This window comes from Micromonospora ferruginea (genome assembly GCF_013694245.2).
In the GTDB taxonomy this organism is placed as follows: domain Bacteria; phylum Actinomycetota; class Actinomycetes; order Mycobacteriales; family Micromonosporaceae; genus Micromonospora; species Micromonospora robiginosa.
This window is the reverse complement of record NZ_CP059322.2, coordinates 507801-523417: the sequence shown is the minus strand read 5'-3', so window position 1 is coordinate 523417 and position 15617 is coordinate 507801. Positions and strand designations below refer to the sequence as shown.

Below are 15617 nucleotides of genomic sequence, written 5' to 3'. Positions count from 1 at the left end.
GGGCCCCTTCTTAACGCCTGCGGGCGCGCGCGAGGGCACGGCGCCGCCGCACCGGGCGCGGGTGGGGTCAGCTCGGGAAGCGGCGGGTGTCCGCCCCGTCCAGGTAGGCCAGCACGGCCAGCACCCGCCGGTTGTCGTCGCCGGACGGCGGCATCCGCAGCTTGCTGAAGATGTTGTTGATGTGCTTGTCGACGGCCTTCTCGGTGACGAACAGCCGGGCCGCCACCGCCGCGTTCGACCGGCCCTCGGCCATCAGGCCGAGCACCTCGCGCTCCCGCGCGGTCAGCTCGGCCAGCGGCCCGGCCCCGTCGCGGCGGGCCAGCAACTGGGCCACCACCTCCGGGTCCATCACGGTGCCGCCGGCGGCGACCCGGCGGACCGCGTCGACGAACTGGTCCACGTGGGACACCCGGTCCTTGAGCAGGTAGCCGACGCCGCCGCGCCGGTCGGCGAGCAACTCCCGGGCGTAGAGCTGCTCGACGTGCTGGGAGAGCACGAGCACCGGCAACCCGGGCAGCTCGGCGCGGGCCCGCACGGCCGCCTGCAACCCCTCGTCGGTGAACGTGGGCGGCAGCCGTACGTCGATCACCGCGACGTCCGGCCGGTGCGCGGTCAGCGCGGGCAGCACGGACGGTCCGTTGTCGACGGCCGCCACCACCTGGCAGCCGAACGCCTCGAGGATCCGGGTCAGCCCGTCCCGGAGGAGGGCGAGATCCTCGGCGATGACAACGCGCACGGCAGCTCCATGCTGATCACGGTGGGCCCACCGGTCGGACTGGTCACCGTCATCGTCCCATCGAACGCGGCCAGCCGACGTCCCGTCCCGGCCAGCCCGCCGCCGGCCGGCGACGACGCCCCGCCCCGGCCGTCGTCGCCGACCACGGCGGTGAGCCGCCCGGCGGCGTGCCCCAGCTCCACCCACGCCCGGGTGGCCCCGCTGTGCTTGCCGACGTTGGCCAGCGCCTCGGCGACCGCGAAGTAGACGGCCGACTCGACCGGGGCCGCCGGCCGGCCCGGCAGGTCGACGGTGACGTCCACCGGCAGCGGCACGGCCAGCGCCAGCGCCCGTACCGCGCCGGGCAGGCCGCGCTCGGCGAGCACCGGCGGGTGGATGCCGCGGACCAGCCCGCGCAGCTCGGCCAGGGCCTGACCGCTGGTCTCCCGGGCCTCGGCGAGCAGCCGGCGGACCGCCTCCGGGTCGTCGCGGACCAGTTGCTCGGCCAGCCCGATGCTCATGCTCAACGCGACCAGCCGGGCCTGCGCGCCGTCGTGCAGGTCCCGCTCGATCCGGCGCAGCTCGGCGGCCTGCGCGTCCACCGCCTCGGCCCGGGTGACGGTGAGCTGACGGACCCGCAGCGCCAGCTCGGTCCCGCGGGTCGGGCGCAGGAAGAACCCGGCGAACCTCACGTGCAGCCGGACCGGCCAGCGCCCGGCCGCCACCCCGACGGCCAGCAGCAGCGCGCCGAGCGGGAAACAGAGCACGGCCTGGAACGTGTCGTGGATCGGCCAGAACGGACCGTAGCCGTAGTCGACGCCGGCGGTGTGCAGCACCAGCGGCAGCCCGATCAGCCCCTCCAGCCCGTACATCGGGAGGGCGAGCGGGGCCAGGCACACCGCGCCGGTGACCGCGCCGGGCAGCAGCCAGGCCAGGTCCCGCCAGGTCGCCGGGTCGCCCACCACCCAGCGGAACCGCCGCCAGGTGCCGAACGGGGCACCGGCCGGCGCGGGCAGGTACGGCGTGGCCATCTCCACGCCGCTCCACCGGGCCAGCCGGCGGTGCAGCCCGGCGCACCCCCGCACCGCGGCGGTGACCACCGGGAAGAGGGCGATCCCGATGCCGAACGCCGGGATCAGCAGCAACGCGACCACCGACAGCACGACCAGCGCCACGTGGGTGGTCAGCGACAGCAACGCGGTCAGCAGCCCCTGGGCGGCGGTCACCGCGGCGGGCCGCAGCCAGGTCCGAAGCAGTACGCGCACCGATGCGTCCACGTACCTCATTCTCCGGCACGGCCGCCCACGCCTCGATGGTGCTGGCACCACCCGCGGCGGCGGCCGGTCAGCCGGCGAGCAGCGCGGCCATCCGCTCGGCCTGGGTCTCCCAGCGCCACTCCCGCTCGACCCAGGCGCGGCCGGCGGCGCCGAGCCGGCGGGCCAGGTCCCGGTCGGCGAGCAGGGTGGCCACCCGGTCGGCGAGCTGGGCGACGTCCCGGCCGCGGACCACGTATCCGGTCTCGCCCTCGCGGACCGCGTCCGGTGCGCCGCCGGAGTCGCCGGCCACCACCGGCAGGCCGGTCGCGCTCGCCTCCAGGTAGACGATGCCGAGCCCCTCCACGTCCAGGCCACGGTTGCGGGTGCGGCAGGGCATCGCGTAGACGTCGCCGGCCGCGTAGTGCGCGGGCAGCTCGGCCGAGGGCACCGAGCCGGTGAAGACCACGTCCCGCTCCACCCCGACCTGCCGGGCCAGCTTCTCCAGCGTGGCCCGGTAGGGCCCGCCGCCGACCACCAGCAGCGCCGCGTCCGGCACCCGGCGGCGGATCTCCGGCAGCGCCCGGATCAACGTGTCCTGCCCCTTGCGGGGCACCAGCCGCGACACGCACACCACCACCGGCCGGTCGGCGAGCCCGAGCCGCAGCCGGACCCGCTCGCCGTCGACGTCGGGGTGGTAGGTGTCCACGTCCACGCCGGGGGCGAGCCGGCGCAGCTCGGTCAGCCCGTCCAGCGCCCGGGCCAGCCGGACCCGGGTGTATTCGCCGAGGTAGGTGGTGACGTCCACGCCCCGGCCGATCCGGCGCAGCGCGGCGCGGGCGCCGGGCAGCGCCGCCCAGCCGACCTCGTGCCCGTGGGTCAGCGCCACCGCGCGGCGGATCCCGGTCCGCCGGCGCAGCCCGGACGCGAGCAGCCCGAGCGGGGCCGCCGCGCCGAACCACACCGTGTCGCAGTCGTACGCGCGGGCCAGCCGGACCGCCCGGCGGGCCACCAGCGGGGTGGGCAGCAGCACCCGGGTGCGTTCCCGGACCACCTCGAACGGCTGGTCGGCGTCGAACTTCTCCGCTCCCCGCCAGCTCGACGCGTAGACCACCACCGAGCCGGGTGGCTGGCGGACCGCGAGGTTGTGCACGAAGGACTGGATGCCACCGGGGCGGGGCGGGAAGTCGTTGGTGATCAGCAAGGTGCGGCTCATCGGCCGGACTCCCTGGCGTAGGCGCGGGCGGCGGCCATCCGCTCCACGGTGGACGGGTGGGACGCCGACCACAGGTATTCCCAGCGCGGCGGGTCGGGATCGGCCAGGTTCACCCCGGCCAGCCGGCGCTGCATCGCCTCGAAGGTCGCCGGGTCTCCGGTGAGCGCCAGCGCGTGCGCGTCGGCCCGGGCCTCCACCCGGCGGGAGACCAGCGCCTGCACCGGGGTGGCGACCAGGCCGGCGACCGTGACTAGCGCGATCAGCAGCGGGAACGCCCGCGGTTGGGCGATCGAGTCGACGCCGGCCAGCCGCAGCAGCGGCGCCCAGGAGCCGACCAGGTAGAGGGCCACCACCGCGAGGGCGGCGCCGAGCGCGCCGATCAGCGTGCCGGTCCACACGTCGCGGTCCTTGGCGTGGCCCAGCTCGTGCGCGACCACGCTGGTCACCTCGGCCGGCTCGGCCTCGCGCAGCAGGGTGTCGTAGACCACCACCCGCCGGGTCGGCCCGAGCCCGGAGACGTAGGCGTTCACCGCCCGGGTCCGCCGGGACGCGTCGGCGACCAGCACGTCGCGGACCGGGACGCCGTCGCGGGCGGCCATGGTGGTCAGCTCGGTGCGCAGCGGGCCGGGCTCCATCGGGGTGAACCTGTTGAACACCGGCTCGACCAGCACCGGCAGCACGAACGACAGCACCACCACGAGCACCGCGGCGCCGGCCGCGCCGAACGCCCACCACCAGCGGGGGGCGAGCCGGACCACCGCGTAGAAGCCGAGCAGGACCAGCGCGCCGATGACCGCGCTCACCGCGTACGACTTGAGCAGGTCGACCACCCAGCCGCCCCAGCTCTGGGTGCTCAGTCCGTAGCGCACGAGCACGGTGCGCCGCCAGGCCGAGAAGGGCAGCGTGAGCAGGTCGGCGAGGAACATGACACCCAGCCCGCCGAGCACGGCCTGGGCGATCCAGTGCCCGCCGAACGGCCGGCCGGCCAGCTCGACCAGGCGCCCGCCCAGCGGGGTGAGCCCGAGCAGCAGCGCCACCACCAGCCCGAGCGCGAGCGCCGACCAGCCGGCCGGGCGCAACGCGTCGTGGAAGGCCCGGCCGCGGGCCACCTGATCGACCGGGAGCGCCCGCAGCGCGGCGAGCTGGTCGGCGCGGGGCGCCGGCGGGCGGCCCCACGGCACCAGCAACGCCACGGCCACGACCAGCGCCACCGCCAGCGCGGCCAGGGTCAGCAGCGCCCAGGCGCGCGGGCTCACCGCCGCACCCCGCCGTCGCGACCCGTCCGCGTCATGCCACTCTCCTCCGCCGTGACCGCCCATCCTATGGCCCGGCGCGGGCGGACGGCCCCGCTGCCCGGACGGAGTCACCGGCCGCCGGTCCGGCCCCGGCGGCGGTCGGGGTGGGCCGGCCGTCCGGCTCGGGTCAGGCGACCCGGCGGCGGCCGCCGGCGCGGCGGGGTGCCGGCGCGGACGCGGGCGCGGACGCCGGTGGCAGCACCTCCACGTCGAAGCCGGCCCGGGCGAACACCTCGATCGCCCGGTGCTCGGCCGGGCCCAGGTCGGCCGCCGGCGAGTCGGGGTCGAGCAGCGCGGTCACCAGGCACCCGGAGCAGCCGGCGCCGCGGATGCCGCAGCCGTCGCAGTCGATGAGCATGAACGCCTCCTGACGCGGTCGCCGGTGGCGGTCGGGGAAGGGACCACCACCGTCGGTCACCACGAGGTTATGCGTCGGGTACGACAGAACCGGACAACGAGGCAGCACCCACCCCGAAAACGATCATCACGCCACAGGCGGGTCAGGAACGGGCGAGGCGGCGCAGCAGCGAGTCGGCCCCGAGCGGGTACGCGCCGTGCCGGCGCACCCCGTCCGCGACCTCGCGGTCCGAGGAGACCACCACCACCGGCCGACCGGCCGGCTCGGCGCGGACCAGCCGCCGGATCAGCTCGTCGGCGGTCTCGCCCTTGCGGGAGAAGAGGACCCGCACGCCGCGCGGCGCGGGCGGCAGCCCGTGGATCCGCTCGGCGCCGTCGAAGACCACGGTGACCTCGTCGCCGGTCTGCGCGGCGATCCCGCCCAACCCGGTGATCAACCGCTTGCGCTGCTGCTCCAGCGACATCTCGCCGAAGCCGCGCTTGGTGACGTTGTAGCCGTCCACCACCAGGTGCGCCCGGGGCAGGGCGAGGAGCTGGTCGAGCCGGGCCGGGTCGTCGGTGTCGCGGGCGCGCGTCGCCGCGCCGGCCGGGGCCGCGCCCGGCTGGTCGGCGAACGCGTCGGCGACGAAGTCCGCCGGCAGCGCGTCCACCGGGTCGAGGGCCAGCTCCCGGCGCAGCCCGACGGCCGCCTGGCCGATCGTCTCCAGCAGCAGCCACAGCCGGGCGTCGTCGACCGAGCGGGCCTCCTTGGCGCTGGCCCGGGCCACCCCGGCGGCGGCCTCCGCCTCGGCCAGCCGGGCCCGGGCGCGGCGCAGCTCGGCGTCCGCGTCGGCCGCCGCGCGGGCCGCCCGGCCCCGTTCGGTGGCCAGCAGTTCGGTGGCCTTGCGCTCGCGGGCCTGGGTCTCCCGCAGGGTACGGGCCAACTGGCGGGCCTCCTCGCGAAGCTGCCCCAGCTCCTCCCGGACCCGGGCCAGCTCGTCGCGGAGCTTCTCGGCCTCGACCCGGGCCACCGCCCGGTCGTGCTCGGCGCGGGTGGCCCGCTGCTCGGCCTCGCGGACCAGCTCGGCGACGACCGCACTGTCCGCCTCGGCGCGCACCGCCTCGCCGCTGGCCTCGATCAGCTCCCGCCAGCCCCGGGGCCGGGCCAGGTAGGCCAGGGCGGCCACCTCGACCGGGTCGGCGGCGGCCGGCGCGGTGCCCTCCACCACCGCCGCGCCGAGGTCGCCGGCGTCGGCCAGCACCCGGGCGGTGACCCGCTGCCGGAACAGCGGGTCGGCGGTGAGCTGGGCGGCGATCACCGGAGCGCCGAGCCGGGCCCGGCGGTTGGGGGCGAACTTGGCGACCCGGCGCAGCGGCACCGGCACCTCGTCGCCGGGCAGTCCGGGCAGCACCGCGGCGGTCAGCGCGACGATCCGCTGCCGGACCGGCTCGGGCAGCGTGGGCTCGGGCTCGACGGTCGAGGCGTCCTCGCCGGACTCCGGCGCGCCGACCACCGGCTCCTCCGCGGAGGAGTGGTCGTCGTGCGGCTCGGCGAGGGGCATGTGGCCAGTCTCCCACCCCGAACGGGCCCACCACCCGGTGAGTGAGCCGATCTCTCATCGTACCCCCGTGGTAACGGCGGGACCGGAGTGACGGGAGTGGCGGACCGTGCCGTTACCGTCCCGCGGGTGACGGGAACGGAGTACGTCCAGGAGGCCCTGGCCGGTCTGGACCGGCCGGCGGGCGGCGGCGTCGACCCCGCGCTGCCGCTCTACGCGACCACGTTCGTGGTGGTCGACCTGGAGACCACCGGCGGCGCGCCGGACGGCGGCGGGATCACCGAGATCGGCGCGGTCAAGGTCCGGGGCGGCGAGGAGCTGGGCGTGCTCGCCACGCTGGTCAACCCGGGCGTGCCGATCCCGCCGTTCATCACCGTGCTGACCGGCATCACCCAGGCCATGCTGCTGCCCGCCCCGCCGATCGAGCAGGTGCTGCCGAGCTTCCTGGAGTTCCTCACCGACGCCGTGCTGGTCGCCCACAACGCCCCCTACGACGTGGGCTTCCTCAAGGCCGCCTGCGCCCGGCACGGCTACCCCTGGCCCAACCCCCGGGTGCTGGACACCGCCGCGCTGGCCCGGCGGGTGCTCACCCGCGACGAGGTGCCCAACCGGAAGCTGGGCACGCTGGCGGCCTACTTCCGCACCGCCACCCAACCCAACCACCGGGCGCTGGACGACGCCAAGGCCACGGTTGACGTGCTGCACGGGCTGATCGGCCGCCTCGGCGGGCACCGGGTCGACACCGTGGGCGAGGCGATCGAGTTCGCCCGCGCGGTCACCCCGACCCAGCGCCGCAAGCGGCACCTCGCCGACGGGCTGCCGAAGGTCCCGGGCGTCTACATCTTCCGGGCCGCCGACGACCGGCCGCTCTACGTCGGCACCTCCGGCGACATCGCCACCCGGGTGCGCAGCTACTTCACCGCGGCGGAGAAGCGGGCCCGGATCTCCGAGATGCTGGCCGCCGCCGAGCGGGTGGAGGCGGTCGAGTGCGCCCACTCGCTGGAGGCCGAGGTCCGCGAGCTGCGGCTGATCGCGGCGCACGCCCCGCCGTACAACCGGCGGTCGAAATACCCGGAGCGCCAGGTCTGGCTCAAGCTCACCGACGAGGCGTACCCCCGGTTGTCGGTCGTGCGCGGCCTCGGGCCCGCCGACACCGCCTACCTCGGCCCGTTCCGGTCCAAGCAGGCCGCCGAGCTGGCCGCCGCCGGCTTCCACGACGCGGTGCCGCTGCGGCAGTGCACCCACCGGCTCTCCCGGCGCACCACCACGCCGGCCTGCGCGCTGGCCGAGCTGGGTCGCTGCCCGGCGCCCTGCGAGCACCTGATCACCCCGGAGGAGTACGAACGTCGCGCCGCCACGCCGTTCCGCACCGCCACCCGCGACGATCCGGCGGTGGTGGTCGACGCCCTGCTCGCCCGGATCGAGGTGCTCTCCGCGGCCCACCGCTACGAGGAGGCGGCGGTGGTCCGGGGGCGGCTGGCGGCGGTGCTGCGCGCGGCGGTCCGGATGCAGCGGCTGACCGCGCTCACCGGCATCGCCGAGCTGGCGGCCGCCCGGCCGGCCGCCCGGGGCGGCTGGGAGTTGGCCCTGGTCCGGCACGGCCGGCTGGCCGGGGCCGGGGTGTCCCCGCCGGGCGTCCACCCTCGACCGACCATCGCGGCGATCCGGGCCACCGCCGAGACGGTGCTGCCCGGGCACGGTCCGGTGCCGGCCGCCACCGCCGAGGAGACCGAGCGGATCCTGTCCTGGTTGGAGCGCGACGAGACCCGGTTGGTCGAGACGACCGCCGGTTGGGCGTCCCCGGTGGGCGGCGCGGGGCGCTTCCGTGACCTGCTGGCCAAGGCCGAGAACGGCGGATCCCACCATTTCTCGACCGAACGCTCATGACCAAGTGTCCGATCGGACTACGTCGACTCCCTTAGGCTGTTGAAGGAGTGCAGTCCTGCCCGATTCGCGGGCCTGCTCCCGGTCGCCGGTCCCCGGCGGCCGAGGGCCGGGGTGAGGAGGTGTCCCAGGTGGACGTCGACGCCGGACACGGCGCCGCCCTGGGCGGCTCCCTTCCGACCCAGGGGGAGCTGCCGCTCACCCGCCGGCTGCGCTCGCTGCTCGCCTGGCCCACCGCCGACGGCGACCCGGTCACCGCGCTGGTCCGCGCGCACCGTGGCATCCATCCCAGCGCCGACGCGTCGGTGCTGCGCCGGGCCTACACGATCGCCGAGAACATGCACCGGGGTCAGTTCCGCAAGAGCGGCGAGCCCTACATCACCCACCCGTTCGCGGTCGCGCAGATCTGCGCCGACCTCGGCATGGACACCATCACGCTGGTGGCCGCGCTGCTGCACGACACGGTGGAGGACACCCGCTACACGCTCCAGGCGCTCCAGGAGGACTTCGGCCGCGAGGTGGCCCACCTGGTCGACGGGGTGACCAAGTTCGACAAGGCGTTCTACGGCAAGGCCGCCGAGGCGGAGACCGTCCGGAAGATGATCGTGGCCGCCGGCAAGGACGTCCGGGTGCTGGTCATCAAGCTGGCCGACCGGCTGCACAACATGCGCACGCTCGGCGTCCGCTCCGCCGCCTCGCGGGAACGGATCGCCCGCAAGACGCTTGAGGTGCTGGTCCCGCTCTGCGACCGGCTCGGCATCCAGACCCTCAAACGCGAGCTGGACGACGTGGTGCTGCTGCACCTGCAACCCGACGAGCACGCGCGCATCGCCCGGTTCGTCCACGACCGGCCGGGGTGGGACGCCTACCTGACCGACGTCGTCGCCCGCACCCGCGCGGCGCTGCGCCGCAGCCGGGTGGACGCCGAGGTCTCCCCCCGCCCGCGGCACCTCTACTCGATCTGGAAGGACACGGTCGCCGGCGACCACGCCGCCCCGCTCGACCTGCCCCGCATCGCCATCGTGGTGGACGGCCCGCCGACCGACTGCTATGCCGCGCTGGGCGCCGTGCACGGGCTGTGGCGGCCGATGCCGGGCCGCTTCAAGGACTTCATCGCCTCACCGAAGAACAACCTCTACCGGTCGCTGCACACCAGCGTCTGCGGCCCGCAGGACCGCACCGTGGAGGTGCTGATCCGCACCACCGAGATGCACCGCGCCGCGGAATACGGCGTGGCCGCCCACTACCGCTTCCCCCGCGCCGCCGGCCGGGCCGCCGACCGCGCGGAGGAGCTGGCCTGGCTGCGCCGGGTGCTCGACTGGGAGCAGGAGACGGTCGACCCGGGCCAGTTCATGGCGTCGCTGCGCTGCGACCTGGCCGAGGCGCAGATCCAGGTGGTCGCCGACGGCCGGCAGGTGGTGCTGCCGGCCGGCGCCACCCCGGTCGACCTCGCCTACGAGCTGGGCAGCGAGCGCGGCGACCACTGCCTCGCCACCCGGATCAACGGCCGGCTGGCCCCGCTCTCCTCCGAGCTGGAGGAGGGCGACGTGGTGGAGATCTTCACCGAGAGCGACGCGGAGAGCGGCTTCGAGGTCGACGTGGCCCCGCGCGGCCCGCGCCGGGAGTGGCTGGGGTTCGTCAAGTCCCCGCACGCCCAGATGCAGATCAACAGGTGGTTCGCCGAGCACACCGAACCGGGCATCTCGATCGCCGACAAGGTCCGCCTCGGCCGGGCGTCGATCGGCCTGGCGCTGCGCAAGCACGACCGGGGCCTCGCGAGCGACCTGCCGCTGCTGCGGCTCTCCGAGGAGCTGGGCTACCCCGACCTGGAGACGATGCTGGTGGCGGTCTTCGACCGCTCGGTCGAGCCCGACACGGTGGTCCGGCAACTGATCGACCTGGTCGACCACCGGCAGTAGCCGAAGGGCGTTCGCCCGCGGCCCCCGGCCGGCCACTAGCCTGGACGGCATGATCCCCCGCGCGCGTGCCACCGGACGGGCCCTCGGCTACCGGCTGTTCTACCGGCTCCCGGTCCCGCTGCGACGGCGGCTGGTCCGGCTCGCCGTGCCGAAGTACATCGTGGGCGCGGTGACGCTGGTCCGGGACTCGGAGGCCGACGGCGCGGGCCGCATCCTGCTGCTGCGCCAGCCCCCCGGCCACAGTTGGAGCCTCCCGGCCGGCCTGCTGGAACGCGGCGAGGCGCCGGTGGTCGGCGCGGCCCGGGAGCTGCACGAGGAATCCGGCGTCCGGCTCTCCCCCGACCGGCTCCGCCCGGCCGTGCCGAACGCGGTCGTGCACGCCAAGGGCTGGGTGGACGTGGTCTTCGAGGCGGACGTGCCGGCGTCGCGCACCGCGCTGAAGGTGGACGGGGCCGAGGTGCTGGAGGCCGCCTGGCACCCGCTGGACGACCTGCCCCGGCTCAGCCGCGCTACGGCCAACCTGCTGGGCTACTACGGCATCGGCCCGCGCGCCGGCGAGGTCCCGCCGACGCCACCCGCCCCGTGAGCACCTACGGTCCGGGTACCCCGGCGCCGCACGGCCCGGCGGCGGGCGTCGACGTGTGCGCGGTGGTGCTGGCGGCGGGCGAGGGCACCCGGCTGCGCCCGTTGACCGGGCGGGTGCCGAAGGCGCTCTGCCCGGTCGGCAACGTGCCGCTGCTCGACCGGGCGCTGGCGCGGCTGGCCGGGCTCGGGCTGACCGGGCCGGACCGGGTCGCGGTGAACGCCTGCTACCTGGGCGACCAGGTGGTCGCGCGGGTGGGCGACCGGGCGCACCTGTCGGTCGAGCCGGGCGACCCGCTGGGCACCGCCGGCGGCGTCGGACGGCTGCGGGACTGGATCGGCGGGCGCGGCGTGCTGGTCGGCAACGCCGACGCGTACCTCGCCGACCCGGCCGCCCCGCCCGGCCCGGACGTGGCCGCGCTGCTCGACGGCTGGGACGGGCGGAGCGTACGCCTGCTCGGCCAGCCGGCGGACGACCCGGCCGCCCCCGGCACCTTCGCCGGCCACCGCTTCGTCGGGTTCTCGCTGCTGCCCTGGCGGCTGGTCCGCGAGCTGCCGGCCACGTTCGGCGACCTGGTCCGGGCGGTGTGGCGGCCGGCGGAGGCGGCCGGCGCGCTGACCGTGGTCCCCTACCCGGGCACCTTCTACGACACCGGCACGCCCGCCGACTACCTGGCCGCGAACCTGCACGCCGCCGGCCCGGACGGCCTGGTCGACCCGGCCGCCGAGGTGGACGGGCCGGTCACCCGGTCGGTGGTCGGCGCGGGCGCGCGGGTGCACGGCGCGGTCGACCGGTCGGTGATCTGGCCGGGCGCGACGGTCGCCGCCGGGGAACGCCTCGTCGGGGTGATCCGGGCCGGCGCCGACCTGACCGTCCCGGCCGCGCGGTGACCGGGCCGGGCAATAGCATGGGCCTCGTCGCCGACGAACGGAGAAACGTCCCGTGATCACCGCGATCGTGCTGATCGACTGCGCCACCGACTCCATCCCCGAGGTGGCCGAGAACCTGGCCAACCTGCCCGGCGTCAGCGAGGTCTACTCGGTGGCCGGGCACGTCGACCTGATCGCCATGGTCCGGGTCCGCGAGTTCGAGCAGATCGCCCAGGTCATCGCCGGCAGCATCTCCAAGGTGCCGGGCGTGCTCAACACCGAGTCGCACATCGCGTTCCGCGCCTACTCCCAGCACGACCTGGAGGAGGCGTTCGCGATCGGGCTGGCCAACGCCGACTGAGATGCGGGTGGCCGGCCCGCCCCGGTGCGGGACGGGCCGGCCACCGTCGGCCGTACGGGTGCGTCAGCTCTGCGCCGGCGCCGGGGTCTCCGTGGTGCCCGGAGCGGGCTCCTCGGTCCCGCCGCCGCCCGGAGCCGGCGACTCGGTGCCACCCGTCCCCGGCGACGTGGTGCCGCCCGGGCTGGGCGTGCCGCTGGCGCTGGTCTGCGGCACCGGGACGCCCAGGGTCTGCGCCAGGGCCACCAGCGCGTCGTAGTGCGCCTGGAGGACCGGCAGGGCGTCCTGGGCGAGCTGGACCACCGACTGCTCGGAGCCCTGCGAGATCTCCGTCTGGGTGGCCTGGATGGCCTGCACGTGGCCGGCGAGCTGCGCGGTCACCCACGCCTTGTCGAACTGGGCCCCGTTGAGGCCGTTCAACTTGTCGAGGACCTTCTGCTGGTCGGCGGTCGGGTCCGCCGGCAGCTGCACGTTGAGCTGCTGGGCGGTCGACTTCACCGTCTGGTCCAGCTGGGTGTGGTCCGTGACGAACATCTTGCCCAGGTCCTTGACCTGCTGGTTCTGGCCCTTCTGCTGGGCCAGGTTACCGGCGGTGATCTCGAACAGGTTGACCTGGTGCACCGCCTGCAGATACTGGGTGTCCTGCGTCGACGGCTGCGCCGCGGCCTGCGCCGCGGCGGCGGGCGCCAGCCCCACGACCACCAGCGCGGCCAGCAGGCCCAGGCGTTTGATTCCCCACATACGTTCCTCCCCCATGAGACGTCGGACCGCACGGATACCCGGCTGACCGGGGTTATTCCTGCGATTCCACTCGTCCGGGGCGCGTTCGAGGGGAGTAACGGGCCAAAACGGCCGTGGCGCCCGCCGGAGGATTCCGGCGGGCGCCACGGTCAGTCGTACCCGGAAGGGTCAGCGCCGGCTGCCGCCGCTGCTGATCTCCTCCCGCTCGTCCCGGGGTTCGACCGGCGGGTGGCCCGGCGAGACCGGCGCCTCGGCCGGCTTCTCGATCGGGTAGAAGAAGCCCCGGATCGCGGGCCCGAGGGCACCGAGCCGGTTCATCTTCTTGGGCACCACCCAGCCGACGTAGTCCAGCGCCGGCGCGTGGCCGTCGTGCCCGTCGGCCGACGTCAGCGGCTGGTGGACCTCGACGAACCGGCCGTCGGGCAGCCGCTTGATGATGCCGGTCTCCACGCCGTGGGCCAGCACCTCCCGGTCGTGCTGCTGGAGACCCAGGCAGAGCCGGTAGGTGACGTAGTAGGCCAGCGGCGGGATCACCAGCAGGCCGACCCGGCCGGCCCAGGTCATCGCGTTCAAACTGATGTGGAACTTGTCGGCGATCACGTCGTTGCCGCCGGAGAGCGTCAGCACGACGTAGAAGGCGACCGCCATCGCGCCCACCGCGGTCCGGGCCGGCACGTCCCGGGGCCGCTGGAGCAGGTTGTGGTGCTTGTAGTCCTTGAGGCGACGCGCCTCCAGGAACGGGTACATCGTCGACAGGCCCACCAGGATGCCGGGGAGCACGACCGTCGGCCAGAACAGCGGCGGGATGACGTATCCGTTGCCGATCGGGATGTGGATCTCCCAGCCCGGCATGAGTCGGGTCGAGCCGTCGAGGAACATGACGTACCAGTCGGGCTGGCTGGCCGCGGAGACCACCCACGCCTCGTACGGGCCGAAGTACCAGATCGGGTTGATCTGGAAGAGGCCGCCCATCAGCGCGATCACGCCGAAGACGACCATGAAGAAGCCGCCCTGCTTGAGCGCGTAGCGCGGGAACATCCGCTCGCCGACCACGTTGGAGTTGGTCCGGCCGGGGCCGGGCCACTGGGTGTGCTTCTGCTTGAACACCAGGCCCAGGTGCACGCTGATCAGCGCCACCAGCAGGCCCGGGATGAGCAGCACGTGGGCGATGAAGAAGCGGCTGATGATGATGGTGCCGGGGAACTCCCCGCCGAAGATCGACGAGCTGACCCAGGAACCGACCACCGGGATCGACAGGATGATGCCGGAGGCGATCCGCAGACCGGTGCCGGACAGGCCGTCGTCCGGCAGCGAGTAGCCGGTGAAGCCGGCCAGGAAGCCCACCCAGAACAGCAGCGAGCCGATGATCCAGTTGGTCTCACGCGGCTTGCGGAACGCGCCGGTGAAGAAGACCCGGAGCATGTGCACCACGATCGCGGCCATGAACAGCAGGGCCGCCCAGTGGTGCATCTGCCGCATGATCAGACCGCCGCGGACGTCGAACGAGATGTCCAGGCTGGAGGCGTACGCGGCGGACATCGGGGTGCCCCGCAGCGGCGCGTAGCTGCCGTCGTAGGTCACCTCCGTCATCGCCGGCTCGTAGAAGAAGGTCAGGAACACGCCGGTCAGCAGCAGGACCACGAACGAGAACAGCGCGATCTCGCCGAGGAGGAAGGACCAGTGGTCGGGGAAGACCTTGTTCAGCAGCTTGCGCAGCGGCGTGGCGACCTGGAAGCGGTCGTCCACCGCCCCGGCGGTCTTGGCCGGCAGCGCGGCCGCATCAAACTTTCGGCGCTTCATGGCCGCTCCCAGAAGTCGGGACCGATGGTCTCGGTGTAGTCGGACCTCGCCACGAAGAAGCCCTCCTCGTCCACCTCGATCGGCAGCTGGGGCAGCGGCCGGTTCGCCGGGCCGAAGATCGGCTTGGCGTTGTCGGTGATGAGGAACTGGGACTGGTGGCAGGGGCAGAGCAGCCGGTTGGTCTGCTGCTCGTAGAGGCTGGCCGGGCAACCGGCGTGCGTGCAGATCTTGGAGAACGCGACGTAGTTGCCCCACATGTAGTCGCCGTGGCCCTTGCGCTCGTTGGCGGCGCGCGACTTCTGCGCGTCGTCCTCACGCAGGTGGATCAGCAGGGTCGGCGAGTCGGCGTGCTTGTTGCTGACCCCGCCCTCGATCCCCGGGAACACGGTGAGCTGGCCACCGACGCTGACGTCCGCCGGGCGGATCGGCCGGCCGTCCTCGCGGATCAGCCGGATCTTCTCGCCGCCCTCGGCCGGCGCGAAGCCGGTGGTGAACATCTGGTTGTTCTTGTGCGGCTGCTCGATCAGGCCACCGATCAGCGGCGCCGCGGCGACCGCGCCGACCGGCGCCAAGCCGGCGAGCAGCGAGATGCCGAGCAGCGGGCGACGCTTCACACCCAGCTCGTCGGCCAGGTAGAGCATGGTCTCACCGGTGATCTTGCGATCCTCCGGGTTGTCGACCTGGTCGTGCCGGTCCTGGATCGAGACCTCCTTGGGCAGCAGCTTCTTGCCCCAGGTCAGGATGCCGAAGCCGATGCCGAGGAGGGCCAGGCCGAGGGTCAGCCCGAGCAGCGGGGTGTAGAGCTTGTCGCCACCGCGACCGGCCTCCCACTGCCACGGCCACCAGATGTAGATCGCCAGGAACGCGGTGGCGAAGAGGCCGGTCAGCAGGAACATCATGGCGACCGTACGGGTCAGCCGGCGCTCGGCCTTGCTGCCCCGGACCACCTGCTCCTCGTAGTGGACGATCTCGATGTCGTCCCGCCGGGCGCCCTCCTGCACGATGTCGAACCGGGAGAGCCGGGGGTCGTTCACGTCGACCGGCTCCCGACCCTGCGGGGCCTGGTGCTCGGTGTGGGTGCTCATGCCG

Annotated in this window: 14 protein-coding genes; 5 read left to right on the top strand and 9 right to left on the bottom strand. The window is 74.6% G+C overall.

Features of this window, described 5'->3' with window-relative positions:
• Positions 1-67: 67 nt before the first annotated feature.
• The 6 genes from H1D33_RS02555 to H1D33_RS02530 form a co-directional block, all read right to left on the bottom strand.
• Positions 68-736 carry a response regulator gene (locus H1D33_RS02555; protein WP_181569587.1) on the bottom strand — a complete coding sequence of 223 codons (669 nt, stop codon included), beginning with the start codon at positions 734-736 and terminating at the stop codon, positions 68-70.
• Positions 688-1980: a sensor histidine kinase gene (locus tag H1D33_RS02550; protein ID WP_281370392.1), complete on the bottom strand. Its 1293-nt coding sequence runs from the start codon at positions 1978-1980 to the stop codon at positions 688-690. Before H1D33_RS02550 ends, H1D33_RS02555 begins: the two co-directional genes overlap by 49 nt.
• Positions 1981-2059: 79 nt before the next feature.
• Positions 2060-3184: a glycosyltransferase family 4 protein gene (locus H1D33_RS02545; RefSeq protein WP_181569589.1), complete on the bottom strand. Its 1125-nt coding sequence runs from the start codon at positions 3182-3184 to the stop codon at positions 2060-2062.
• Entirely contained in the window at positions 3181-4440 is a 1260-nt protein-coding gene (locus H1D33_RS02540; RefSeq protein WP_181569590.1) for a M48 family metallopeptidase, read from the bottom strand. The genes H1D33_RS02545 and H1D33_RS02540 overlap by 4 nt, the downstream gene beginning before the upstream one ends.
• Positions 4441-4606: 166 nt before the next feature.
• Complete coding sequence (locus tag H1D33_RS02535; protein ID WP_181569591.1) at positions 4607-4837, bottom strand: hypothetical protein; 231 nt, start codon at positions 4835-4837, stop codon at positions 4607-4609.
• 142 nt (positions 4838-4979) lie between these two features.
• Positions 4980-6377, bottom strand: coding sequence for an NYN domain-containing protein (locus H1D33_RS02530; protein WP_181569592.1), 1398 nt, complete (start codon positions 6375-6377; stop codon positions 4980-4982).
• A gap of 126 nt (positions 6378-6503) precedes the next feature.
• Here H1D33_RS02530 and H1D33_RS02525 point away from each other — a divergent pair, with 126 nt between their 5' ends.
• From H1D33_RS02525 to H1D33_RS02505, 5 genes are all read left to right on the top strand, one after another.
• Positions 6504-8261 (top strand): DEDD exonuclease domain-containing protein, encoded by a 1758-nt coding sequence (locus H1D33_RS02525; RefSeq protein ID WP_181569593.1) that lies wholly within the window; start codon positions 6504-6506, stop codon positions 8259-8261.
• A 128-nt stretch (positions 8262-8389) separates the two neighbouring features.
• Positions 8390-10177 carry a RelA/SpoT family protein gene (locus H1D33_RS02520; RefSeq protein ID WP_181569594.1) on the top strand — a complete coding sequence of 596 codons (1788 nt, stop codon included), beginning with the start codon at positions 8390-8392 and terminating at the stop codon, positions 10175-10177.
• A gap of 49 nt (positions 10178-10226) precedes the next feature.
• Positions 10227-10763 carry an NUDIX hydrolase gene (locus tag H1D33_RS02515; RefSeq protein WP_181569595.1) on the top strand — a complete coding sequence of 179 codons (537 nt, stop codon included), beginning with the start codon at positions 10227-10229 and terminating at the stop codon, positions 10761-10763.
• A complete protein-coding gene (locus H1D33_RS02510; protein ID WP_246411730.1) occupies positions 10760-11650 on the top strand; it encodes a nucleotidyltransferase family protein in 891 nt (296 codons plus the stop codon). Before H1D33_RS02515 ends, H1D33_RS02510 begins: the two co-directional genes overlap by 4 nt.
• Before the next feature lie 52 nt (positions 11651-11702).
• Positions 11703-11990 (top strand): Lrp/AsnC family transcriptional regulator, encoded by a 288-nt coding sequence (locus H1D33_RS02505; RefSeq protein ID WP_088999172.1) that lies wholly within the window; start codon positions 11703-11705, stop codon positions 11988-11990.
• 63 nt (positions 11991-12053) lie between these two features.
• On the opposite strand, the gene H1D33_RS02500 is transcribed toward H1D33_RS02505, so the two are convergent.
• From H1D33_RS02500 to qcrA, 3 genes are all read right to left on the bottom strand, one after another.
• On the bottom strand, positions 12054-12728 hold the full coding sequence (locus H1D33_RS02500; protein ID WP_181569596.1) for a DUF4142 domain-containing protein: 675 nt from the start codon (positions 12726-12728) through the stop codon (positions 12054-12056).
• 168 nt (positions 12729-12896) lie between these two features.
• Complete coding sequence (gene qcrB, locus H1D33_RS02495) at positions 12897-14528, bottom strand: cytochrome bc1 complex cytochrome b subunit (protein ID WP_181569597.1); 1632 nt, start codon at positions 14526-14528, stop codon at positions 12897-12899.
• Positions 14525-15613, bottom strand: coding sequence for a cytochrome bc1 complex Rieske iron-sulfur subunit (gene qcrA / locus H1D33_RS02490; protein ID WP_181569598.1), 1089 nt, complete (start codon positions 15611-15613; stop codon positions 14525-14527). Before qcrA ends, qcrB begins: the two co-directional genes overlap by 4 nt.
• Positions 15614-15617 lie beyond the last annotated feature (4 nt).